The organism is Aureispira anguillae (assembly GCF_026000115.1).
GTDB classification, from domain to species: Bacteria; Bacteroidota; Bacteroidia; order Chitinophagales; family Saprospiraceae; genus Aureispira; species Aureispira anguillae.
The window spans coordinates 3662598-3685324 of record NZ_AP026867.1; the positions used below are offsets into that span (position 1 = coordinate 3662598).

21 protein-coding genes are annotated in these 22727 nt (G+C 35.3%); 3 read left to right on the forward strand and 18 right to left on the reverse strand.

All coding sequences use genetic code 11. The features are described 5' to 3' along the window. Positions 1-846: 846 nt before the first annotated feature. The 5 genes from AsAng_RS14335 to AsAng_RS14355 all read right to left on the reverse strand — a co-directional run bounded on the left by AsAng_RS14335 (position 847) and on the right by AsAng_RS14355 (position 2912). Complete coding sequence (locus AsAng_RS14335) at positions 847-1116, reverse strand: hypothetical protein (RefSeq protein ID WP_264793473.1); 270 nt, start codon at positions 1114-1116, stop codon at positions 847-849. A gap of 116 nt (positions 1117-1232) precedes the next feature. Next, on the reverse strand, positions 1233-1694 hold the full coding sequence (locus AsAng_RS14340; RefSeq protein ID WP_264793474.1) for a hypothetical protein: 462 nt from the start codon (positions 1692-1694) through the stop codon (positions 1233-1235). Positions 1695-1719: 25 nt separating this feature from the next. After that, the gene (locus tag AsAng_RS14345) at positions 1720-2349 is read right to left on the reverse strand and encodes a phytanoyl-CoA dioxygenase family protein (RefSeq protein ID WP_264793475.1); all 630 of its coding nucleotides are present in this window, start codon (positions 2347-2349) and stop codon (positions 1720-1722) included. Positions 2350-2432: 83 nt separating this feature from the next. Next, positions 2433-2615, reverse strand: coding sequence for a hypothetical protein (locus AsAng_RS14350; RefSeq protein WP_264793476.1), 183 nt, complete (start codon positions 2613-2615; stop codon positions 2433-2435). Between the two features lie 117 nt (positions 2616-2732). Beyond that, entirely contained in the window at positions 2733-2912 is a 180-nt protein-coding gene (locus AsAng_RS14355) for a hypothetical protein (protein WP_264793477.1), read from the reverse strand. A 284-nt stretch (positions 2913-3196) separates the two neighbouring features. Here AsAng_RS14355 and AsAng_RS14360 point away from each other — a divergent pair, with 284 nt between their 5' ends. After that, on the forward strand, positions 3197-3640 hold the full coding sequence (locus tag AsAng_RS14360) for a DinB family protein (RefSeq protein WP_264793478.1): 444 nt from the start codon (positions 3197-3199) through the stop codon (positions 3638-3640). A gap of 435 nt (positions 3641-4075) precedes the next feature. Here AsAng_RS14360 and AsAng_RS14365 read toward each other — a convergent pair whose 3' ends face one another. The 3 genes from AsAng_RS14365 to AsAng_RS14375 form a co-directional block, all read right to left on the reverse strand. Next, entirely contained in the window at positions 4076-5779 is a 1704-nt protein-coding gene (locus AsAng_RS14365; protein WP_264793479.1) for a methyl-accepting chemotaxis protein, read from the reverse strand. A gap of 417 nt (positions 5780-6196) precedes the next feature. Continuing rightward, complete coding sequence (locus AsAng_RS14370) at positions 6197-6403, reverse strand: hypothetical protein (RefSeq protein WP_264793480.1); 207 nt, start codon at positions 6401-6403, stop codon at positions 6197-6199. A gap of 21 nt (positions 6404-6424) precedes the next feature. After that, positions 6425-7093, reverse strand: a complete 669-nt coding sequence (locus AsAng_RS14375; protein ID WP_264793481.1) for a hypothetical protein — start codon at positions 7091-7093, stop codon at positions 6425-6427. A 491-nt stretch (positions 7094-7584) separates the two neighbouring features. Between AsAng_RS14375 and AsAng_RS14380 the strand changes: the two genes are divergently transcribed. After that, positions 7585-9741, forward strand: coding sequence for a T9SS type A sorting domain-containing protein (locus tag AsAng_RS14380; RefSeq protein ID WP_264793482.1), 2157 nt, complete (start codon positions 7585-7587; stop codon positions 9739-9741). 132 nt (positions 9742-9873) lie between these two features. Here the strand turns inward: AsAng_RS14380 and AsAng_RS14385 are convergent, their stop codons facing one another. The 3 genes from AsAng_RS14385 to AsAng_RS14395 all read right to left on the reverse strand — a co-directional run bounded on the left by AsAng_RS14385 (position 9874) and on the right by AsAng_RS14395 (position 12152). Next, on the reverse strand, positions 9874-10350 hold the full coding sequence (locus tag AsAng_RS14385; RefSeq protein ID WP_264793483.1) for an META domain-containing protein: 477 nt from the start codon (positions 10348-10350) through the stop codon (positions 9874-9876). A 376-nt stretch (positions 10351-10726) separates the two neighbouring features. Next, on the reverse strand, positions 10727-11443 hold the full coding sequence (locus AsAng_RS14390; protein ID WP_264793484.1) for a 3-ketoacyl-ACP reductase: 717 nt from the start codon (positions 11441-11443) through the stop codon (positions 10727-10729). Positions 11444-11516: 73 nt separating this feature from the next. Further along, positions 11517-12152 (reverse strand): CatB-related O-acetyltransferase, encoded by a 636-nt coding sequence (locus tag AsAng_RS14395; protein ID WP_407655336.1) that lies wholly within the window; start codon positions 12150-12152, stop codon positions 11517-11519. A gap of 312 nt (positions 12153-12464) precedes the next feature. Here AsAng_RS14395 and AsAng_RS14400 point away from each other — a divergent pair, with 312 nt between their 5' ends. After that, positions 12465-15134 (forward strand): TonB-dependent receptor, encoded by a 2670-nt coding sequence (locus tag AsAng_RS14400; protein ID WP_264793486.1) that lies wholly within the window; start codon positions 12465-12467, stop codon positions 15132-15134. A gap of 89 nt (positions 15135-15223) precedes the next feature. Here the strand turns inward: AsAng_RS14400 and AsAng_RS14405 are convergent, their stop codons facing one another. From AsAng_RS14405 to AsAng_RS14435, 7 genes are all read right to left on the reverse strand, one after another. Then, positions 15224-15856, reverse strand: coding sequence for a nitroreductase family protein (locus tag AsAng_RS14405; RefSeq protein ID WP_264793487.1), 633 nt, complete (start codon positions 15854-15856; stop codon positions 15224-15226). Positions 15857-16035: 179 nt separating this feature from the next. Continuing rightward, positions 16036-16695, reverse strand: coding sequence for a hypothetical protein (locus AsAng_RS14410; protein ID WP_264793488.1), 660 nt, complete (start codon positions 16693-16695; stop codon positions 16036-16038). A gap of 120 nt (positions 16696-16815) precedes the next feature. Beyond that, a complete protein-coding gene (locus AsAng_RS14415) occupies positions 16816-17364 on the reverse strand; it encodes a GNAT family N-acetyltransferase (protein WP_264793489.1) in 549 nt (182 codons plus the stop codon). Positions 17365-17388: 24 nt separating this feature from the next. Then, a complete protein-coding gene (locus tag AsAng_RS14420; RefSeq protein WP_264793490.1) occupies positions 17389-17934 on the reverse strand; it encodes a hypothetical protein in 546 nt (181 codons plus the stop codon). A 36-nt stretch (positions 17935-17970) separates the two neighbouring features. After that, positions 17971-19008, reverse strand: coding sequence for a hypothetical protein (locus AsAng_RS14425; RefSeq protein ID WP_264793491.1), 1038 nt, complete (start codon positions 19006-19008; stop codon positions 17971-17973). A gap of 198 nt (positions 19009-19206) precedes the next feature. Beyond that, positions 19207-19836 (reverse strand): LysE family translocator, encoded by a 630-nt coding sequence (locus AsAng_RS14430; protein ID WP_264793492.1) that lies wholly within the window; start codon positions 19834-19836, stop codon positions 19207-19209. A 375-nt stretch (positions 19837-20211) separates the two neighbouring features. Further along, on the reverse strand, positions 20212-22701 hold the full coding sequence (locus tag AsAng_RS14435; protein WP_264793493.1) for a trypsin-like peptidase domain-containing protein: 2490 nt from the start codon (positions 22699-22701) through the stop codon (positions 20212-20214). Between the last annotated feature and the right edge of the window lie 26 nt (positions 22702-22727).

The following is a 22727-nucleotide window of genomic DNA, read 5'->3' on the forward strand; positions in this document are numbered from 1 at the left end:
CATAAACGAATATTTAAAAACATCAAAAAACAATGTATAAAACAAATCATCTATATAACCCAATGTAGATAAATATCCATACACAACAAAAAAATATAAACAGTTTTTAATTTTCACATTATTGATAAAAACAATAAAGTTTGCATAAAAAATCAACTATATTATTTAAGTAAAAAACTTTAATGTGCGTGTTTATTAATAATCAATAGTGTTAAAAACACTAAAATCATTCATTTTTTCACACCTTGTCAAATATCTAGGTTCACCCCATAAAAATCATCTCTCTCATAAATACTTCCATAGTTTTGTTTTTTAAAGCCATAATATCTAACCTAATAACATACTCCTTCTTCTAGAAAAAGAGAGCTTTTTTGTTCCATTTTAACACCCCAAATAAAGCACACTTCCCATTCTATACTCATTTACAAAATACATTACTCATACTTCTATATGATACATTTTAAAATTTGCAAAAATTTAGATATTACAACATGAAAATAATTTCAGCATATACCTATAACCTCTCCCAAAATTAAAGTACCAACTCAGTACCCAAAACCCAACAAAAATTCTATCTTACTAAGGTACACAACAATATAAAAGACGACTTTAATCTTGTCCTGGGCACTATTTACACCTACATAGGTTGACATAAAGAGATAACAAACCTAGCATTCATCGCTGTTTTAGCTATTTTGTTATCTCTTTTCTTTTTGTTACCCGTTTTTAGAATGCTTTTTGCTAAGCTTATCTAAAAAAGAGATCCGCATAATACAATTTACCATCATTTTTAATGTTAAGAAGATTGGTAGAATGATTAAATTCCGTAAAATTATCACTAGTCCACTAGATTTCATCTTCTTCAGAATAGTTTTCAACAACATCCCAAAAAGCATTTCGAACCGCTATTGTATTTTCTAAGTTTTCCTTCCAGCATTCAGAAAAAAGAACAAGCCTATCAGCTTCTCTAGGTGGCATTTTATAAACCTTCGTTAGAGCAACTACTGTATCCCTTTGGGAGGTTCCCTGCTCTTTGAGTTTAATAATACAATCTTGGGGAGTAGTTCCTTTTTCTAATTGATCTTTTGCAAATTGAAGAATTTGTTCTGCAATCATTTGGATATACTTTGTTTTAAGTGACAAAAAGATTAACTCTTTTATTTGGGTTAAGGCACCTAAAAAAATTAGTTGTACACTTACAATCCCCCATTTTAAGTCAATTACTTGCTTTTTTATTCTTTAGCAGACGCTTCTAAATCAAGCCAAGATTTCAAGGGCTCTTGAATTCCATTTTCACTAAGCCATATTAAAAATGGTTCAGCATCTAACAAAGGAGCATCTTCTTTCCAAGCATCAATTCTTATCCAATCTCCCCCATACACAAGTCTAATTTTTTTTCTTCTCCCCCAAGAATTTACAATAACAAATGTCCACAAAGGTAACGTCATAAGAGCTCCTGAAACCTCCTCGCTTATTTTAAAAAAGTTAGCAATTTTAGCTATTTCAGTTTCTGATTTGATAATTAATAGCGTCTTGTCCTTTACAAAACCACTTCCTTGCCCCTTTGGCAATTTCCCACGCTCTTTTATAAGTATCTTTTTACAGTTTCGAAATACCTTATCTAAGTTTTTTTGACTGGGTGTTTTACGAAAAAACAACTGAATACGAAATATTAGTTCTTCAAAATAATTCATATAATTTTTATTTTTCGCTATCTATTTACTTAAGTAACTCAGTAGAACTGAAGGATTCTAAATTTAAATTACTAACTTCTAAGAAAAAGCATTGAAAAACCCTTCTTTCCCATTTTTTCGTCATTCTATCTGAACCATGATAAAGCAAAGGTTTAAACAGAACTATATCGCCTTGATTCGCATCAATAAATACTGACATCTTTTTATCAAAAGTACTATTTTTTCCATTTAGGTGACTTTTAGGAATAACTTTTATTGCTCCAGTATTTTTATCATTCCTATCTAGGTTTACCCTAACCCAAAATCCGTTTTTCAACCAAGCCTCAATTTCTTTTGCATTCAAGTTCAGATAAGAAGGCAGGTTTGTATCTTGGTGAAATTGTAAGGGCCAATTTTTTTTCTCTGTCTTTTCTAAATAAAAGCAATAGGGAGTCATTTTGCAATTGAATCCTCTTGAGTTTAATGTTGACTCTATGGCTTTAAAGTAATGTCTAATTTTTTCTGAGCTTCCAAATACATTTTTTCGAATTGAAACGGGTTGTTCTTTAAACTGATTGGAAATATTTTGAAAAGACGTTATAGTTGACAAACTTAGCAAATTTTCAAGGATTTGAAATCCATTTTCTTTTAGCGAGTCTTGATCTATATTTTTCATTTTAAAGAGCATTTTTGGTACTTCATAATATACCTTTTCTATATCTATAAATGTAGTTGTCTAACAACAATATTAATATTTACTTACCACCCTCTATTGTAGTCAAGTTGTTTATTAAACGCAGCCATTTTTATTTTTTCCAGCTCAGGAGACTCCTCTATATTTGAGGTGACCACTTCCGTTATTTTTGTTAGGTATTCTTGTTTAAGATATTGATTCCACAATAATCTATCCCCATAATAAATAATTTGCTTAATATTAAGCATTAATAATACTTCGTGGATTTTTTAGTTTTTCGATAAAAAACATAAAAAAACATCCTACATCAGATTGACTATCAGTATTTTAACCTTTTAAGACAATAAAAAACATCTTACTGATAATCAATCTAATGCGATTTTCCCACGAAGTAATGTATTAGTAGATGCCTCCTTAAATTTTTCCCAATCTTCATCAATTGAGTTCTGATCTTTTATTCTCAATTTCCACAAATAATATTGGATAAGCCCCACCGTTATCATAGTCATTCCAAAAGTTAATAACAAGATTATCATATTATCCATAAGGCATTTATTTTTATTTGCTGAAATGGTTATTGCTAAATTTTTTTCATCACCATTTTTATAACCAATATGCTTAGTTACTAAGTTCCTGAGTATCGAAGTTCTTTAAAATCATTTTGGAGGGAGTCGGGCGGAGCGGATAATACTACAGCATAGATCCATGTTTCTAAACAAAACCTGAAAAAAGTTGCTAGGCCTTTAGTTTTTTAACCGTTTACTTCATATATTAAAAATAAACACAATAAGTTAGTGTGCTTAGTAAGTAGTTGACAACAATTTGGAAAATGACTGAGACAACGAATAAACTTGAACAATTATTAAAAAGGGGATTGACATTTTTAGCTCAAGCTTCAGAGCTGGAAATGAGCCGAAAAGCATCTATTAAAACATGGTCAAAAAAAGAAATTTTAGGCCATCTAATTGATTCTGGGATTAATAATCTTCAGAGATTTACAGAAATTCAGTTTGAAAACAAGCCGTATCGAATCAGAAAATATAATCAAGATGAATTAGTTAAAGCTAATGATTATCAAAATTCTGAGACCAAAGAAATTGTTGAACTTTGGAATTCCATCAACAATCGAATTTTGAGTTTAATAAAAAAACAAACGGAAAAAACGCTGAATTATAAAATTGAATTGGAAAAAAATACTTACTCTGATTTGAGATTTCTAATGAAAGACTATGTTGAGCATTTAGAACATCATCTAAAACAAATCATGCCATAAAAACGGTTGCCAACAATGATCTTTTTGTAAAAAAGCTCATCAAGCAGCAACCCCACGCCTAAGCTCTGCCAAACCATAAAAATGCTGAAAAAACAACATCCAACTTCTCCCCCCAAAAAACAACCTTCAAGAATAAATTTTCTATTCTATAAACAATAGACTTTCTCTACCGATAATTTTTGTAAAAATTAAAATGGGGGCAGCTTTTATCTATTTTTAGGTCGCTTTGCTCTTAGAAATCAGATATGGCTAGAAAAAGCCCATTCTGTCAAATTTAAAAAACCATCGTGTAGAGTATAATAGACTAATTCACTCCTACAATAAAAATCATTCAGGCAGTATTATATGCCTATTTACATCGCAAAAAGGCATTTCACACACAATTATCTTAAAAAAAATGAATCGGGCAACGGAAATGCTTTTGGAGCACAATAGCTATTCCAGTTTAAATTGAGAGATATTATCCTGTAATTGATTTGCAATATTCGTTAAATCTTCACTTGTGGCAGTAACTTCATTCATGCCTTGGCTGAGAATTAATCCAGAGCCTGCGATTTGTGAGGTTCCTGTTGCTGTTTCTTCAGCGACTACTACTATGTCTCCAATATTTTTGACACTTGCATTAATGTCCCCTTTTTGACGAGCAGTTGCTTCCAAAATATCTTTGGACAAAAGAAAGGTATCATTACTTCCTTTTTCAATTTTTTCGAATACATTTTCGGCTTCTTTGGAGGCAACCGTTCCATTTTTCACATTAGAGGTCATTGCCTTTATTTCTTGTGCGGCATTGGCAATGTCTTTTTGCACTTCACCAATAACTCTTTCAATATCAATGGCAGACTTACGAGAGTCTTTTGCTAATTTTCGAATTTCTTCAGCAACAACGGCAAAACCTCGACCAGCATTTCCTGCTCTTCCTGCTTCAATAGCAGCATTTAGCGCCAATAAGTTGGTTTGTCTAGCAATATCCGTTATGACACTTAAAGCAATAGCAATTTTGTCTGAGCGCTTGGATAAAACGATGATAGAATCAGAAGTACGATCAGCAGACACCTGAATTTCTTTCATATTTTTCACAACTACCCTAACAGCCTCTAAGCCTTCTATAGAGTTCTTTTGCCCTTCTTCTGCGGCATTGTTAATCCGTTCCGATTTTTTTGCCACAATCCCTGATGAATCCAGTACCCCTTCCATTAGTTTGTTTACTTCATCCGTTTGTTGGGCTTGTTGCTGAGCCCCTTCTGCCATTTGTTGGATTGCAGCCGCTACTTCCTGAGTTGTGTTTTTCATTTCCTCTCCCCTGACCAACATCTCTTCAGAAGAACTGGCGAGTAAATTGGCGATACTAGTAGTATCTTTTAGTTGCCTATTAAGACTGCCAATCATCTTAGAAAGCGCTTTCAATATGGTAGAAAATTCATCGTTACCATCGTCATCTACCTTTGTAGCCAAATCGCCCTTGGTAACTCTCGATATCGAATCTACTAGTACTGTCATTCTCTTTGTCAAAACATTGATAATAAGCCATAAAATCCCTCCGCCTAAGATTATAGTAAATAAGGCTCCAAAAATGGCGATCTGTTGGGAATAAGCGGCTGAATTCTGTGCATCTTTAGAGCGTTTTTCCATCAATTTTTCTTCTGCATCTGTAAACTCCTGAATCAGTTTTCTTATCCTATCCATGTATACCTTCCCTTCTCCTCCTGATGAAATGGATAATAAGCTTGCCAAGCTTGCGTTTTCAGTTAATAACCTCCGCTTATTAATATAAACCTTTGCAACATTCTCCATCCAAGACTTTGCTTCACTCTTTACCGATTCTAATCTGGTAACCTGATCAGGATTATCGCTAACCAAGGTTATTGTTTCTTTTATTAATTTATTAAATTGCTCTTGCCCGCTGTTATAAGGCTCTAAGTACTTTTCTTGTCCTGTCATCAAAAAACCTCTCATTCCAGTTTCTTGATCCACCATAAAGCTGGCTAAAGAATTGCCACTATGAATTGCATCATGAGTGTGTTCTACCCAATTAGAAGTTAAAACCAATGATTTTACACTAAAATACATCACCATTAATATAGTTAGCATTAGCAGTAATATAGTACCATTACCAAGTATGAGTTTTTTTTTAAAGTTCATAGCTATAAAGTGTTTTTCATGTTTTGCTGAAATTTTAGCATAAAAAATACCATCCCATTCGTCCGAGAACTCTATTAAAATAACTATTATTTATAGTTTTTATTAATAAAAATCATATAAGTTTTTAACAATTTATTCCATAAAAAACAAATTCGTTATTTTTAAATATGTAATACATAAAATGTCAGCCACCTACCTATACATGGGTCATAGAGCGGTCTATATTTAAAATCTTCATAAACTAATTCAACATAAAGTCGGAAAAAATCACAAGGCGAAATGCTTTTTTAATTTCAAGCAACTTTGTTTAGATCGTACAAAATATTTCATGCTCTCAAAAAAAATGGTTGCCCTTATATATAAGCATATAAAGGCAACCACAAATTCAAAGTTGGTCGTAATATGGTACTAAGATTATTACAACTCTTCTAGCATCTTATCCAACTCCTCTGTTGATGTTTTAATATTTTGAACCGTTTCATCCAGTGCTTCATTTTCTGACTCTAAAGTTTTAGTTTCTTCGATCAATTCTTCAGAAACTTGAGATTCTGCTTCGGTGTTGTCACCACTACCACAACTTGCAAAAATGACGGTAAAAAAGATTAGTGTTATTAAGTATTTCATACTATTATTTTTTAGTAGGTGTTATTTTGATTTTTGCGTAATTTTTTTTCCTTTTTTTAATTCTTCTTGAAGTTCAGCAGCTTTTTCTTCGATCAAGGCAATTTTATCCTTTTTAGCTGTGTACTCCTCCTGCGTTAATTTTTTATCGGTAAAATCCTTTTCCAATTGTTCCTTAGCAGCGGCAATTTTATCTTTTGCTTTCGTTACCGTATCTTCTCCTTTTTGGATAGAAGTTTTTGCTTCCTTTTTCTTTGTTTCATTTTTTAGTTTTGCCTCCGCAGCTCTAGCTTGACCAAACTCTTTACCAGAAAGATCACCTTTGTTTTTTCCATAGGCATGCCCTTTTCCTTTTTCTGCCACCTTGTCTTTTTTCTCGCTGTGGTTACCATTTTCTTTGTGCTCTTTTTCCTTTCCTTTTTTGATCTTATCAAGCGCAGCATCTTTTCCTTTGTGTACTAAATCATCCCCTTTTTCAACAGCCGTATTGGCAACATCAGCACCAACAACTTTACCCGCTTCTTTTTTAGCTTTGCCTTTTCCTTTCTCCTTCATTTCAGCCGCTTTTTCCTTTCCTTTTGCTTCAACCTCATCAGTAGTTTTTTTAACTAAACCTTTTCCCTTTCCCATTTGGGCATCTGTAGTTCCAACAGCGAACAACAACAGAGAAACAATTAATAATACGTATTTCATTTGTTTTAATTTTAAGTGAACTAGCCTAACCTTTTAATAGTTAATGACCTAATAAATAATTTTTCTTATAAAACCCCAATGGTTCTATTCCTAAAGGTAAAGAAATAAAAAATATTATAATAGCCTTTTTTTGCCAAAAAACAGGCTACAAAACAACACCAAAATCATTAAAAACCAAACGATTAAAAAAACACAGCTTACTTTTTGGCAAGAATCAATACCATCTACAGATTTTTTTGGTAAAAATATCAGGCAAGTTGAATGTATTAATTTCATGCTCAATAACCACCTACAAACCAACCTTTTGACCATTTCCAAGAAGCGGTAAACACCCTAAATATACTCCTTTTTAGGCTTGCCTTCCTTCATCAAGTCCAATAGATTTGCGCTATCCTAAAAACTAGGGTCATACCTTAGTGGATAGCATCAAACATTAAAGAACCTTTAATAAGGTTCTAATTCCTTAAAAATTAATCTCAAGTACAAATTACATGCTTAAATTTAATTTATTATTTATTAGCGCATTTTTGCTTTCTAACTTGTATTCAAATACAAGTAACGCACAAACAAAAATTTGGGGCGTTGGAACCTCTGTAGGCGTAGCAGATGCAGAATTCCAAAATCCATTTATTCAAGATACCATTGGTCCCTATGCTCCGACATCATGGACGGCTATATCCGTTTATGAAGATTGGGGCAATACAAGCCCTGGAAATGCATTTTGGGAAAGAAGTTTATTAGGTTATTCTAGAGATTATTACTCCAATCCTCCTTACGCAGCAGCTCAATCCCCTCTTCCTTCTCCTTCTCAAGCAAATGGAGTTGCTATTTTTGATTCTGGTTATATGGATAACGACAGTACTGCTTCTATAGGAGTAGGTTCTTCTCCAGCAGGGCATAGAGGAGAATTAATTTCTCCTCGCATTGATCTAACGGGGTACACAGATTCTGCACTTGTTATCAAGTTCTTTTCAAAATTTAGTGCGAATACAACGGCTAATACCAATGAACTAAGTGTTTCTTTGTCTACTGACGATGGCACGACATGGACTAGTTTTGATTATAGAGAAATCCAACAAGGAGGAGTAGCTGATTTTATTGCCGTTCCAATGCCTACCGTAACCGCAGGCGTTAGCAACTTAACACAATGTCGGATACGTTTTGTTTTTGATACCTATTATTATTATGCTATGGTGGACGATATTACCATTGAAGTTGCCCCAGATTATGACATTGCCATCGGTCGTCCAAGCCTTTTGAACAATTCATTAGAAGGTAGAGCAGACATTGTTCGATTGGGAGGGAGTCAATACCATGCCCTATCCAACTTAGATCCAAATAGTTTGGACGAGTGGTTTTGGGGTGCCAAAATACTAAACTATGGAGGTAAGAATATCTATCCTACAGATCATCCCAAAATGTATGTATCTATTGATTTTTACGATTCCGCAAACAATCTTACAGCGGATGTTTATTTAGATACAATGAGCCTTGACACGATGTTAGCTGGTGAATATGATGGTTACCTTCATACAGCTCCTTTGAGAGACATTAACTTTATTATGAACCATGGAGCGGGTAGCTATGAGGTTAAGTATTGGGTAGCTCATGATAATCCTGATGCCTTTACTTATAACGATACGATCTACCATACATTTAATGTTACGAGTGCAGCAGCGCCCTTTATTTCAAAAGGATCATTGCGATCAGATGGACATGTTGGAATGAGTAGACCATTCTTCCCTAGAGGAAGTCAAAGCAATGATATTACGGTCTTTGAATGGGGTTCGGTTTATTATTTCCCAAAAGGTCAAACCAATGCTATTAATATTGACTCGGTAGAATTCCGTCACTATATCCACCGTACTTATTCTGGTCCAGCTTCTCATACCCTATCTGTTAACATTTATAAATTAGTAGATGGTTCTGGAAGTACAGCCGCAAACGGTCGCTTAAATTTAGATGAATTAACACTTGTTGCCTTTAATCAGATAACTATTTCTGGCTTAGATACTATTCCAGCACCTAGTTCTGGCGTTGGAGTTGTCTCTAACTTTGTCGATCCTGTTACAGGTGCTCCCTTTACAGGTTTTGATGATGATGGCTGGTATTATATTTCTGTAAGAGAAGAACCTTCTGCAACGGGGGGACCTAGTTTTGTCACTTATCAAACTGGACTTTGGCTAGGGGCTTCTGAAGTTAATTATGCCTTGAATGCCATCAATAGAGCTCCCGATACTGTTATCAATCCATCACCACTTGTGGTTGCAGATGTTGTGTCAACCAACCCATCGGTATACTGGAATGGTTTTTCAGAAGGAACCTATGTACCATCTTTAGGAATTCACCTTACACCAGATTCAACCATAACCACTATAGCAACTATTGAAAATGACGAACAGGCTGAATTATTTGTATCTCCTAATCCAGCAAGCAAACAGCTTACTATTAAGGTAGAATTTGAGTCGGCTAGAGATGTACAGTATATTTTCACGGATGCTATGGGACGTGTATTGAGTACATTTAGCAGCGATCAAGTTACTGTTGAAACGCAAACCATCGATATTGAACCGTTCCCTGCTGGGGTTTATTTCTTAACGGCTAAAACCGACCAAGGAAAAATAGTAGAACGAATCATTAAAGAATAATAGCATACCAATTTTACTTAAATTAGTTGGTTGACTTTTTTTAGGTAAAAATTAAAAATCCATCCAAAAAGTTCTTGTAAAAAGGGGCTGTTTGGATGGATTAATAAATAAAAGGAGTCGCTACAAAGGTGATTAATCACCCTTTAAAAAAATCAATATTTCTTTTCCTTTATGGTTTAGAAAGCTCAATTTTAAGCCGTCCAATTTATACGCTGTCACCTCGCCAATTGCTTGGTTAAAATGGTTAGGGTGCTTCATATCAGCGCAGGCTTTTTGAGGGGAGACAATCTTGTCAAAGGTGATTTCTGTAGCAGAAATTTTGTGGATTCTTCCGTAAAATTCATTGCACCCATCATAACCCAATACGCTCATATTACTAAGGTTCAATTCTAAGCGAGGAATAGGAAGGCTTCGATTTGTTGGTACTCCTTTGATGTGTGTAGCATACCAAATATCGTGTAGTCTCTGATTTGCTCCGTCTTTTTCCTCTAAGACAGTCTCCTCCTTTTGTTTTTCTAATGCTTGCTCCAAAATATATTGGCTAGTGGTAGAACAAGCTTGAAAAATGGCTCCACTCAGGATCAATAATAGAATCAATTTTAAACGCATTCGTTTGATTTTTTTGACTAGAGATTGCTTATTACTACTTTTGTTATAAGTTATAGGTCGTAAGTCGTATGTCCTGTATTTACAGGAACTAAGCATACGACTTACGACCTATAACTTTCTTCTAAAACCACATAAATGTAGTGCATGAGCAGTTTGGCAACGGGGATGCCTAGCAGCTAAGCTAAAAAGTAGTTAAAAGCTTACCCTTTTTTAGTGTTTACCACACGATTAGCTTCGCTGCTACTGCGTGAGCCTACGGGTTATCAAAGAACCCCAAAATATCTAGTTCATCCATTGTTATAGCTGAAGTTAATAAAAAAGCATGAACCATCCCAACTAAGACAATTCATGCTTGCGTAATCAATTCTATAGCCACTTAGGGGTTTGTTGACCACAAAGAAGCATTTTTAAGCATCGCTCTCCTAGGCAACAAAAGCCCAGCAACAATCAATTCGGCAAAATCTTCTGGTTGTAAAACCTTTTCTGCATTTCCATCTGTAATGCCCAACTCTAAAGACATATCAGAAGCAATGGTACTAGGAGTTAGGGTATTTACCCGAATGTTATTTTTACGCACCTCTTTCATCAAAGATTCTGACATTCCTATTACTGCAAATTTTGAAGCAGAATAAGCAGATGTTGTAGCATTTCCATTCAGACCAGCAGTAGAAGAAACATTCACAATATCGCCTTGATTTTTTTCAATTAAGTACGGAAGGACCTCTTTGGTTACATAATACATGCCCATTAAGTTGGTCTGAATAATACTAGTCCATTGATCGACCTTCATTTCATTAAAAGTACCAAATGCAGCAATTCCTGCATTATTAATCAAAATATCAACCGTTCCTAAAGCATCGATACTTTTTTTGATTCCTTTTTTTACAGCCTCGTAATCACTAACATCAAAGACCGCATAATGAGCATTGATGCCAAATGCCTCTAGTTCTGCAACCGTTTTCTGTAAACGCTCCTCATTTCTCCCTGTTATAACCACTTCAATTCCCTCTTTGGCAAAAGCAATAGCAGTTGCTTTTCCAAGCCCTCTACTTCCTCCAGTTATAATTGCTTTTTTGCCTTTTAATTTTCCCATTTTGATTGATTTTTTTGTTGAAGTTAAGTCCTTTTTAGACCTACTTCTATGATAATTTTAGTTGAAGTTCTTTTTATTTTCTTGCCGCTTGCTCCAATTGATCAACATCTAAACTTGTCAGATGTTGAACATTTTTAGTAATTTTTTTGATGTCCCAATCCCACCATTTCAAGGCTAAAAGCCGTTGGATAAGAGCTTCTGGGAATCTTTTTTTTATGACAGTGGCAGGATTCCCTCCAACAATAGAATAAGGAGGTACATCTTTTACAACGGTTGAGTTGGTAGCAATAATTGCCCCATCCCCAATTTTGACGCCCGCCATTATAGTAGCATTGTATCCAATCCAAACATCATTTCCAATCAAAACATCTCCTTTTTGAGGATATTCTTTTCCGTCCATTGCTGCTTCCCAACCATTCCCAAAGATGGCAAAGGGGTAACTTGTTATGGCATCGCTTAAGTGATTGGCTCCATTCATAATAAATTTTACATCAGAGGCAATCATACAAAACTTACCAATCACCAGTTTATCCTCATTAAAATCAAAGAGGTATTTTACATTTTTTTCAAAATTTTCTACCGATTCAAAATCATCATAATAAGTATAATCCCCTACAATAATATTGGGATTCTTAACGACATTTTTCAAAAAACATAATCGATCGTAATGTTCGAGTGGAAATTTTAAACTTTTGTCTGGTCCGTTCATCTTTATCGTATAATAATAGGCAAATAATCGTTCCAAGATACCAAATATATTATTAATAGATAAGTCTCTCTTTTTTTCTTCGCCAACCTCACCCTTCTATTTTCGCAAGCACTTTACAGAGGCTTTCCACTTGATAATCTAGGTATTAAGCAACATTTATCCTTTATTTTTTGGCAACAAATCCAGTCTTTACATATAAAAAAAACACATTGTTAAGAAATTCTTAATATATTGTTAACATTAAAGAGTTCTTCTCTTTCTATACACCAACTACATTTGCGGTCATCATTAAACATCATTAATTATTTTTCAATGAAAACAATATTTACAATCAGTCTATTGCTATTGATGCCATACACTATCTTTGCACAAGGAACCATAAAAGGTCGCCTAGTAGACGCTGACAATAATGAAGGGCTAATTAGTGCCAGTGTTCTCTTAAAAGCTGCCGCTACAACTACAGGAGTAGTGACGGACTTTGATGGTTATTTCACCTTAGATAATATCCCTGAAGGAGAACAAACTATTCTAATTTCTTACTTAGGTTATGAACAAAAAGAACAACAAGTCGTTGTCAAAAAGGGTGAAACAGTAGATTTAGGGGAGATTATGGTTGCTTCTTCATCTGTTGGTCTAGAAGAAGTAAAGGTAGTTGCTTCTATTGCTATTGATAGAAAAACTCCTGTTGCTGTATCTTCTATCAAAGCAGAAGTTATTGAAGACAAGTTAGGAAATCAAGAATTCCCAGAACTCTTGCGCTCTACTCCTTCTGTTTATACAACAAAATCAGGAGGTGGATTTGGAGATGCCAGAATCAATGTTAGAGGTTTTGATCAACGCAATACTGCGGTAATGATTAATGGAATTCCTGTAAACGATATGGAAAATGGTTGGGTATACTGGTCCAACTGGGCAGGATTGAGCGATGTCACTCGTACCATGCAAGTACAAAGAGGGTTAGGAGCTTCTCGCCTAGCGATTTCTTCTGTTGGAGGAACCATCAATATCATTACAAAAACAATTGATCAAAAGAAAGGAGGATCTTTTTCTTTGGCTTATGGGAACAACAACTACCTAAAAGCTGCTTTGACTCTTTCTACTGGAAAAATCAAAGGCGATTGGGCATTTACTTTTTCTGGTGCTTATACCAGAGGAGATGGTTATATCGATGCAACCCAATTTCAAGGAGGCTCTTATTTCCTTTCTATTTCTAAAGCATTTGGAGAAAAGCATCAATTGGTTTTGACTGGAATTGGAGCCTTCCAACGCCACGGACAACGTACTTATAGAGAAAAGCTCATCCAATATGACTCTGTTTATAATCTTCAGTACAATTCAGATTGGGGCTATCGTGATGGCAAGATCTACAACATCAGAGAAAATTTTTATCACAAACCACAAATTTCGTTGAACCACTACTGGTCAATTAGTGACAAACTAACCTTGTCTACTTCTGCTTACGCTTCCTTTGGTAGAGGTGGCGGAACGGGCGATAGAGGCTCTATTGGTGGAAAAGGTACTTGGGGCTTCCGTGATGCCGAAGGGCAAGTACGAGTAGATGATATTGTGGCTTGGAATCAAGGCACCAATGATATTGCCAACTTCCCTACTGCTGGCAAATACAAGCACCCAACTCATGGCTTAGTTGCTGGTGAAAAAGATGGCTTAATCAAACGAGCTTCTGTGAACTCACACGATTGGTATGGTCTTTTGTCTAATCTAACCGCCGAGTTATCTAAGCAGTTTACTATTTCTGGTGGAATTGATGTTCGTTATTATACAGGAAAACACTACCGTAGAATTGAGGATTTAATGGGGGCAGACGCTTGGTTGGACTCCAGAGATATAAATGCTCAAAATGATAGTTTGGATTTGAATGGAGATGGAACGATTTCTAGTAAAGAAAAAGGAGCATTAAAAAAAGAAGGGGACAAAATTCACTATGATAACGATGGTATTGTAGCTTGGCAGGGTGTTTTTGTTCAGGCAGAATATACCAGCTCTTTTGGATTAAATGCCTTTATTTCTGGTGCTTTTTCTAATACGGGTTATCAACGAGTAGATCGTTTCCAATACACAGGAAGTGACCAAAGAACTCCTATGTACAATTTCTTGGGCTATACGGTAAAAGGTGGTGCCAATTATAACATTGGAAAAAACCACAATGTATTTTTTAATACAGGCTATTTCTCTCGTGCGCCTATTTTTGATGTTGTATTCCCTACGTATAACAATGATGCTAACCCCAATGCTAAAAATGAAAATGTTTTTGGCGTAGAATTAGGGTATGGCTTACGCTATTCAAAAATTGCAGCGAATGTCAATTTTTATCACACGCGTTGGATGAACAAATCTCTATTTAAACGCTCTACTACTCCACAAGGCAATGAATTGAATGCTAATATTAGTGGCTTGAACGCAGTACATCAAGGAATTGAAGTGGATGTTAATGCAACTCCTGTAAAAGGATTGGATTTACGTGCCATGTTCTCTATTGGAGATTGGCAATGGAAAAACAATGTAGATGCTGCTATTTCTGACGATAATAAAATTGTTTTTGATACCGTAAAAGTATATGCAGATGGATTAAAAGTAGGCGATGCACCACAAACTACCTTTGGCGTGGGTGCTGTGTATAGTTTTCCTTTTGGATTGAGCATTGATGCAGATTACTGGCATTGTTGGGACCTATATGCCAATTTTGATCCCGCTAATAAAACCTCTACCAGTGATATTGGTCGCCAAGCGCTAAAATTGCCTTCTTATGGCTTGTTAGATGCAGGGATTAGTTACAAAATTAAGCTCAAAAAAATTGGCTTAAAACTTCGTTTCAGCATGAACAATGTTTTGGGAACTAAATACATTGCAGAAGCTGATGATAACTTTAGTGCCAATGCTGATTATGACACCTTGCTTAAAAATGCTCGTGGTTTTTATGGCTTTGGTCGCACTTGGAATGTAAGTCTAAAATTTACGTTTTAATCCTATAGATTAAAAAATTACTGAGCTGTTATAAAAAAGGTCGTTGGAAGCTAGCTTCCAACGACCTTTTTTTGTCTTTTGGCAAAAACTTAGTCAATAACCGTCACCAAATCTTCTTTGCTCTTTCTCACCTTCACCAAATTAACCAACCAATCGTTTTCTGTATCTCTATAGCCAATTGGCAACATCACACAACTTCTTAGCCCCTTTTCTCTCAACGCTAAAATTTCGTCCAATTTGTCAGGATCAAATCCTTCTATAGGTGTACTATCTACTCCCTCAAAAGCAGCAGCAGCAATCGCCTGCGAAAAAGCAATATAAGCTTGTTTAGCAGCATGGTTAAAGTTTACCTCTGCATCTCTTTGTGGGTAAATGCCCAACAACATTTCACGGTATTTTTCCCAACCTTCGTTTTCAAAACCACGAACGGTATTCGTCAAATCAAACATCTTGTTGATTCGATCTGCGGTATACGTATCCCAAGCCGCAAAAATCAACAAATGTGAACAATCTGTCACCACAGACTGATCCCAAGAAATTTTTCTAATTTTTTCTTTTAGCTCTTGATTGGTAATAACAATAATCTCAAAAGGCTGTAGACCACTTGATGTTGGAGCCAAAGAAGCTGCTTCTATAATATTATCGATTTTTTCTTGCGCTACTTTTTTCCCATTCATCGCTTTGGTAGCATAACGCCAATTCAATTTATCTAATAATTCCATGTTCTATGTTATTTCTAAAAATGTTATTTTTAAAGTTACATAGCTCTTAACAAGGAAGTAAAAGATTAGTTTTTTATGGCAAGACTTTTTTTAGATTTTAACAATATTTAAATAACTCCCCTCCTCTACAATCTCCTAGCACCTCTACGCTATCTTCTTAATCAAGAATTATATAACGTTCAACCATTCAATCGTTTGAGCAAAGCGAGTTTTGTGTGAGACAAGTTATTATGCTCTTTTCGCTCTTGGTAGTGCTTTTTTGCCTCCATTTGATTTTTAACTAAGAGGTATCCTTTATTGATTTCGTTTGGAAATATTTCATTGGTAATAATATTACCTAAATCATTAAACCTAAGCTTGCTAACCAAACTTGAAAAGTCAGCATCTATTTTAAATTCCTTCCCTTCCTTTTTATAAAGTGAATGAGCATATCTTTTTGATCTTTCTTGATAATTATATATTGAAATTGCTTTAATATTTTCATATCCTATTTTTGTCACTTTATCTGATAAATCAAGCTTATAATAGAATACAATGTAGGTTAATTTATTAAAGGTTTTGTTTAATAGGTCTTCTACTCTTTCTTTTAAAGGAATAAAATCTTGATTATCGACCCTAGATATTCCAACATCAAACAATGTGTTCAAAGCTAACTGGTCAATTCTTTTTTTATCTAGTTTAGAATCGTATAGAATCGTTTTAAAACTGAAATTTTGACGCTCTAATTCCAGTTCTGCTGTTATGTTGTAATGTGGAGCTTCCCCACAGTATGGTTTTCTCCTATGTTCATCTTTGCAAGACAAAATACTTAAGAGTAGTACAATCGACAATAATCTCATATTCTTTGGTTTTAATTTTTTCAAAATAACCCCTGCCTATATACATAAAGATAAAATAAACATTTTATACAAATAAATAAAATATTCTATTTATTCCATCCCAACAAGTTTCTTATACTACTAATCCCTAAACCACAGGAAATACAAGGAAGAATGCTTCAATTTCAACCAATTGGATCGATGTAAAACAAAAACAAGCAAGCCTAAATCCGAAGATAAACACTCAAAGCCCAGACGCTCTGCCAATTTTTGGCTTCGAATATTCTCCGTTTTACATTGAATGATAACCGACTGTATTTTTCGTTCTTCAAAGACCTTTGAAATCAACAAGGTACAAGCTCTAGTCATAGAACCCTTGCCTCCTTCATCCTTGCCCAAAAAGTAAGATAATTCAACTGTTTTTTCATCGAATTGACCGCTGTGCAAGCTGACCATCCCAATGAGTTTATCGTTTCGCCAAATACCATAGAGTTCTTCTCCCCAATAAAAATCACTTTGCTCCTGTTTGACGATGTAAGCCTCAAGGACATCAATGGAATCGATCTGGCTCCAAGAAGGAAGCCACTCCTCTAGTGTTCTTCGAGAAGTGGCAATTAGATGATATAGATGCTTGGCATCTATGGCTGCTTGTAGTTTTTTTAGGAAGATGTTCTTTTTAATATATTCCATTTTCCTTTTTTTTAAAACTCAACGCTATTTTTTATTATATTCTTTAACCATTTCGTCAATTGTTTTCCAAATCAACTGCCCCTCTAGAGTGTCATCAAAATTGATTCCTTGCCATTCTGGTTTTCCCCTCTTAATAATATCATTATATTCTGGCTTATCCTCCTTCTCTACTGTAATCATTCCCCCATCTTTTATAGTATCTACTAACACCGCCCACATCTCAAAATCTCGCTTAGGTTTTTGAGCTTTTTTCTTCGCTTTAACACTTATTATTTTATGCTCTTCCAGATTAAACCCGTCCAGTTCTACATTCTGCACAATAACCCCATCCGCACCTTTAACTCTTACCGATGTCAAGATACCCTCTCCTAGAGCTACACTAAAAGAATCCTCAATAGTATCCCCCAATTGCTGCTTTACGGTTTCAATAGTAACCTTTTTCTTTTTACTATCTAATACTTTTATTACTTCTTCTGCTTTTGTAATAATAGGATTATTTCTCAATTCTCCTAATTGTTTCACAAGCATTATTCCTATACTATCTTCAAATGAATTTTCCTTCTGTTCCATTTGTAATATTATTTTTTTAGTTTTTAAATGAATGATCTACAAAACTCTTTTAATTTTTCTAGCCAATTCCGTCGCCTTTTCTACATCCTGTTTTTCCAAGTTATCAAAAAACGCCTCTAAATCTTTTCTAATCTGATTAAAGGTCTTGCTAGCTTCTTTATAATCCGCTACCATTTGTTTGAGTATCTCCCCAAACTCCGACTTATTGTGTTCTTTGACAAATTTGGTCCATTCACTAATTCGCTCTTTCATATCCTCCAAGTGGTTTTCAATAATAGAAACATCCCGAATATCCCCGCTAGAGAGCGATTGATAAAAGCCATTTCTGTGTTTTAATGTTCTGGCATAGAGCTTTTCTTCCCTTGCTTTTAGACCATCTACTTCACTGTCATCCCCTTCTTTTGCTTTTTTCCGCTTCTCGAAAAAGGCTTCAAACTGTTGAACCGTCTTTTCAATTTTAGCATGTTTCACACTCTGAGCAGCTCCGTTGGCATGGGCAGCTCTCCACTGACGACATAGACGTTTTAAACGCTTTAGTGCTTGATCTTTTTCTTCTACTTTTTCCTTATCTTTTTGGAGCTGAACATAGAGTTTGGCATATTTCTCTATGCCATTTTCAATCATTTCTAATGGAGCTTCTTCTGGTGCTTGGCTAGCCGTAGCAGCTTCAGCAGAGACCGTCTTTAAATCAGGCAATTCACTAACAAACTCAATATAGATGTTTGATTTTTTGAGTTCTTTATTTACTGCTTTGACGGTACTATCTTTGGCACCTTTGCCGACTTCTGGCAACATTTTGATCGTAAATCCCTCGCCTAAAGGCTCAACAAAACAACGCCCAGCTACAAACGTTTTTTCTGCCTTATTTTCCTTTTTAAAGTTTTTCCAACTTTGAGGCATTTCTCCCAAATAAACAAAAGGCAGAGGATCTGTTTCTTGAAACTGAGCGTCCAACTTTAAAATAAACTCACAAATAGAGCCTGTGTTTTTACCTAAAAATTCACCCAATAACTTTCTGTATTGAGGATGCTTAAATCCCTTTATACTATTAGAATCTTTGAACTTTTTTTTCATTAAAAATAGATCGTTTAATGGTTTTTAGAAAAAATTAAATTAGCATAAATATAAAAAAAGAAAGTGTAAAAACGATTCTTTTTTAGAAAGTAAGGAGCAGGAGCTTTTTTGTAGTGGTGAACGAATACTCGCCTTTATTTTTGATCTTCAATTCGGGACCACACTCAACAAATTCTTTATCAAACAATTGTTACTGTTTTACTTTTTAGAAAAAGCCAAGGTTAAGCCCAAAAGAGACAAGACTGTTATTTTACTCCATTTGGTAATGCCCCAAAACTTTGGACTATTCACATAGCTTGTTAGTTGGCTAGATAGCATCGCAATTAGACTAAAAACAACTAGTGCTTGTACCATAAACAACAAACCCAAAATAATCATTTGCAAAGTGACAGCAAAACCTGTATGACTCACAAACTGGGGCAAAAATGCAATAAAAAACAACGAAACTTTAGGGTTCAAGACATTCATAAAAAAACCTTTTTTAATCAAAGCAATCGTTGGGCGTTGTACGGTTACAGCATCGTTTTTGAGGTCTAAAGTTAGCGGCTTTTCTCGAATAGCCATAAACGCTAAATAAAACAAGTAAGCTGCACCTAAATATTTCAGCACAGAAAAAGCAAGAGCAGATTGTTGTATAATAATTGAAACTCCTGTCGCCGCCGCAAGCGTATGAACAAGAACGCCCAAAGACAGCCCAATAGAAATAGCAATTCCGTTTTTTTGCCCTTTGGTAAGGCTTTCTGTCAAAACAAATAGATTATCTGGTCCTGGCATTAAAGAAAGAATAATAGATGCTCCAAGAAATGAAATTAGTAATTCAAGTTCCATAATATATTCGTTATTGTTTTTTGATGTTAGTAGTAGATTTTTTCTTATAAGTAATGGGGCAAAATTATTTATAGAATTTGCAGTAAAAGATTTTTGATAGTAACAAGGCGAAAAACACAGTCATAGCCTTAGCTATGGCGAGTATTTTCAACACAGTTAAGATTAAAAAGATTGCTCGAATAAACTATCAATAATTTAGATTCATTACTTACCTATAAATAAAGTCTTTTATAGACAAGATCTTATTTCGGTACGATTAATTTATAATATAGTTTTTTTTTAAAATAAGCAGTCATTATAAACAAGAAAACCGTTCTCGACAGTTGTTAATTGTCGAGAACGGCTAGAATAAAAGGTGAGAAAAAATCAGTTGACTTACTGTTTAATCACCTTGCGAACTATTTGCTCTTCTTCATTATAAAGCGCAAGGAAATAAACGCCTTTATTGAGGTCTCCTAGTTCAATGCTATTGCTTTGGAATAAACCTTCTTTAACGGTTTGTCCTTGAATGTTGATTAAACGATAATTCGTCAATCCTTCAATATTCGTATTGATATTTACAATGCTATTGAATGGATTAGGAGAAACGGTTAAGAAGGGTTCTGCTGCTAAATCATCAGCGATAGATTCTACAGGAGGACTGATAATCAAGCCTTGATGTATACCAAAGGCATCAATAGCCATATCACTTCGATAACTGCTCCCTGTTGTCCCAACAAAACGCAATCGTACATTGGTATTAGAAGTGTAAGCGTTGAGATTGACATAAGCATACTTCCAACTATTTCCTTGATCGCCTGTCCGTGTCCAAATGGTCGTCCAAGTACTACCACTGTTTACGCTAATTTGAAGCTGTAAGGTTCCCATGGTAGAGCCATACATATGATAACGGAAAGAGGCAGCAGGGTTATTTACACTCGTTAAATTGAAACAACGACTCGTTATAATAGCTTGCTTGTTCCCATAATTAGGATAAGAAGACTCGGTATAAAGATAGTAATTGCCCTCAATAGCAGCGGTTGGTCCCGTACTAGTAGATGGTGTAGATCCCATCCTACGTGTCCAATCAAAATCATCCGTTGCACTTTGTGACCAGATTCCTAGACCTGTTTCCCAGCCTTCAGTATAAGGATACGAATTGATACATTTAGTGAAAATTAATGAATAAATAGAAATGTCGTCAATGGCAATATCTCCTGTAAAGCTAGAGCCTGTTGTTCCATGAAAACGGAAACGGACACCATTGGTATTGATATAAGCACTTACATTAACCGATGCGGTTTTCCAAGAATTTCCTTGGTCGCCTGTTCTAGACCAAAGTGTTGTCCAAGAAGTTCCATTATTGGTACTTACTTGAAAACGCAAGGTTCCTGTTGTAGCACCATACATGTGGTACTTAAAACGTGCATAAGCATTGGAAACATTTACATAATAACAAGGACTATTCAGAATCGCATCTTTACTTCCATAATTAGGATAAGAAGCTTCCATATAAGCATAGTATGAACCTTCGCTAGCAGAAGTTGGTCCTGTATTAGAAGATGGAGTAGATCCTGTACGACGAGCCCAGTCAAAATCATCGTTGCTCTCATTGCTCCAAACGCCAAAGCTGCTCTCAAAACCTTGGTTGCTAGGAAGTGCAATTACAGACGCTAAACAACCACTACTAGGACTACATGCGCTATAATCCACTCCTGAATTTGGCATATCACTACCAATATCAGCAATTAGCTTGTCACAACGTCCATGAGAACCATTCGTACATCCTCCCGTATTGTGAATAGAATAAACCAAGTTAGAAGAATTAGACAGTACTGGTGATCCTGAGCTTCCTCCTTCGGTATCAGCATAATAACGCATACCATTAGTTGTCAAGGTATTTACTTGTGCAAAACCACTAGCATCTTGATCAGAATTAACAGTGATTTCCTTGCGGCGTCCACCTGGATGACCGATGATGTAAATGCGATCCCCCACTGAAGGTGCAACAGAACTTAAACTCAAATAGCCATAAGTTGCGGTAGGGTTGGTTGGTAGTTTTAACAAGGTGTAATCCAAACCACTGGGGTAAGGGCTCGTCTTGATAAAAGTAGCAGAAGTTGCCACGGTAGTAGCCGTTAAACTGCTCGTACCAGTACAAGCACTATATTGGTAGTCAAACAAAAAGTCTGTGTTCCCAGCATCTGTTGCATTGCCCACACAATGATTGTTTGTCATTACATGACCTTCGCAACCCAAGAGCCAACCAGTACAAGAACCAACTCCTCCAATGATAAGCTTACAAACTGCTTTACCACGAGTTGCTTTGATGGTACCATTGTAACAGGCGATGCGCTCTTTGTCATCCGCTCCACAGATACTTTTATCCGTACCGTTTACGATAGCATCTATGCGTGCTGCGGAATATCCATAAGCTACTTTGGAAATCTTAAATCCATAATGGTTAGAAGCCGATTGAGCATGTAAACGTACGGTCACACGCTCGTCTAAAAGAACTCTAGACCAGAAATTACTAATGATCGTCCCTTCCTTATCAATGATTTTTCCTTTTCCAGCATAAATAATAGACTCCCCTGTATTATGGGTAGAAATTTCAATGTAATCTTCAGGGCCTAAGTCAAAATTTTCAAAGTACAGCTTGATATAAGCGGAGTTTTTGTTGTAGAATTCCTGTTCAAATACAACACCTATTTGATTAGAGGGATTGTAAGGATGTGCCGTTTGTAGATTGGTTGGTATCTCATCTCCAATAACAACAGGAGCATGAGTATAGGTACTTTGTGAGGTGGTGCTTTGAGTGGTATTGTTCTGCGCAAAAAGCACAGTTGTACACAACATCAACAAAGCAAAAATTGAATTTTTCATGTGTTAATTTTGTTAAATTTGAGGTA

What these genes read in the sequence shown, in the direction of transcription:
- AsAng_RS14365 (WP_264793479.1), bottom strand. Translation starts at nt 5,779, where the DNA reads ATGAACTTTAAAAAAAAACTCATACTTGGTAATGGTACTATATTACTG.
- AsAng_RS14340 (WP_264793474.1), bottom strand. Translation starts at nt 1,694, where the DNA reads ATGAATTATTTTGAAGAACTAATATTTCGTATTCAGTTGTTTTTTCGT.
- AsAng_RS14395 (WP_407655336.1), bottom strand. Translation starts at nt 12,152, where the DNA reads ATGAACGGACCAGACAAAAGTTTAAAATTTCCACTCGAACATTACGAT.
- AsAng_RS14435 (WP_264793493.1), bottom strand. Translation starts at nt 22,701, where the DNA reads ATGAAAAATTCAATTTTTGCTTTGTTGATGTTGTGTACAACTGTGCTT.
- AsAng_RS14355 (WP_264793477.1), bottom strand. Translation starts at nt 2,912, where the DNA reads ATGGATAATATGATAATCTTGTTATTAACTTTTGGAATGACTATGATA.
- AsAng_RS14420 (WP_264793490.1), bottom strand. Translation starts at nt 17,934, where the DNA reads ATGGAACAGAAGGAAAATTCATTTGAAGATAGTATAGGAATAATGCTT.
- AsAng_RS14400 (WP_264793486.1), top strand. Translation starts at nt 12,465, where the DNA reads ATGAAAACAATATTTACAATCAGTCTATTGCTATTGATGCCATACACT.
- AsAng_RS14370 (WP_264793480.1), bottom strand. Translation starts at nt 6,403, where the DNA reads ATGAAATACTTAATAACACTAATCTTTTTTACCGTCATTTTTGCAAGT.
- AsAng_RS14375 (WP_264793481.1), bottom strand. Translation starts at nt 7,093, where the DNA reads ATGAAATACGTATTATTAATTGTTTCTCTGTTGTTGTTCGCTGTTGGA.
- AsAng_RS14380 (WP_264793482.1), top strand. Translation starts at nt 7,585, where the DNA reads ATGCTTAAATTTAATTTATTATTTATTAGCGCATTTTTGCTTTCTAAC.
- AsAng_RS14335 (WP_264793473.1), bottom strand. Translation starts at nt 1,116, where the DNA reads ATGATTGCAGAACAAATTCTTCAATTTGCAAAAGATCAATTAGAAAAA.
- AsAng_RS14415 (WP_264793489.1), bottom strand. Translation starts at nt 17,364, where the DNA reads ATGGAATATATTAAAAAGAACATCTTCCTAAAAAAACTACAAGCAGCC.
- AsAng_RS14345 (WP_264793475.1), bottom strand. Translation starts at nt 2,349, where the DNA reads ATGAAAAATATAGATCAAGACTCGCTAAAAGAAAATGGATTTCAAATC.
- AsAng_RS14390 (WP_264793484.1), bottom strand. Translation starts at nt 11,443, where the DNA reads ATGGGAAAATTAAAAGGCAAAAAAGCAATTATAACTGGAGGAAGTAGA.
- AsAng_RS14410 (WP_264793488.1), bottom strand. Translation starts at nt 16,695, where the DNA reads ATGAGATTATTGTCGATTGTACTACTCTTAAGTATTTTGTCTTGCAAA.
- AsAng_RS14385 (WP_264793483.1), bottom strand. Translation starts at nt 10,350, where the DNA reads ATGCGTTTAAAATTGATTCTATTATTGATCCTGAGTGGAGCCATTTTT.
- AsAng_RS14425 (WP_264793491.1), bottom strand. Translation starts at nt 19,008, where the DNA reads ATGAAAAAAAAGTTCAAAGATTCTAATAGTATAAAGGGATTTAAGCAT.
- AsAng_RS14430 (WP_264793492.1), bottom strand. Translation starts at nt 19,836, where the DNA reads ATGGAACTTGAATTACTAATTTCATTTCTTGGAGCATCTATTATTCTT.
- AsAng_RS14405 (WP_264793487.1), bottom strand. Translation starts at nt 15,856, where the DNA reads ATGGAATTATTAGATAAATTGAATTGGCGTTATGCTACCAAAGCGATG.
- AsAng_RS14350 (WP_264793476.1), bottom strand. Translation starts at nt 2,615, where the DNA reads ATGCTTAATATTAAGCAAATTATTTATTATGGGGATAGATTATTGTGG.
- AsAng_RS14360 (WP_264793478.1), top strand. Translation starts at nt 3,197, where the DNA reads ATGACTGAGACAACGAATAAACTTGAACAATTATTAAAAAGGGGATTG.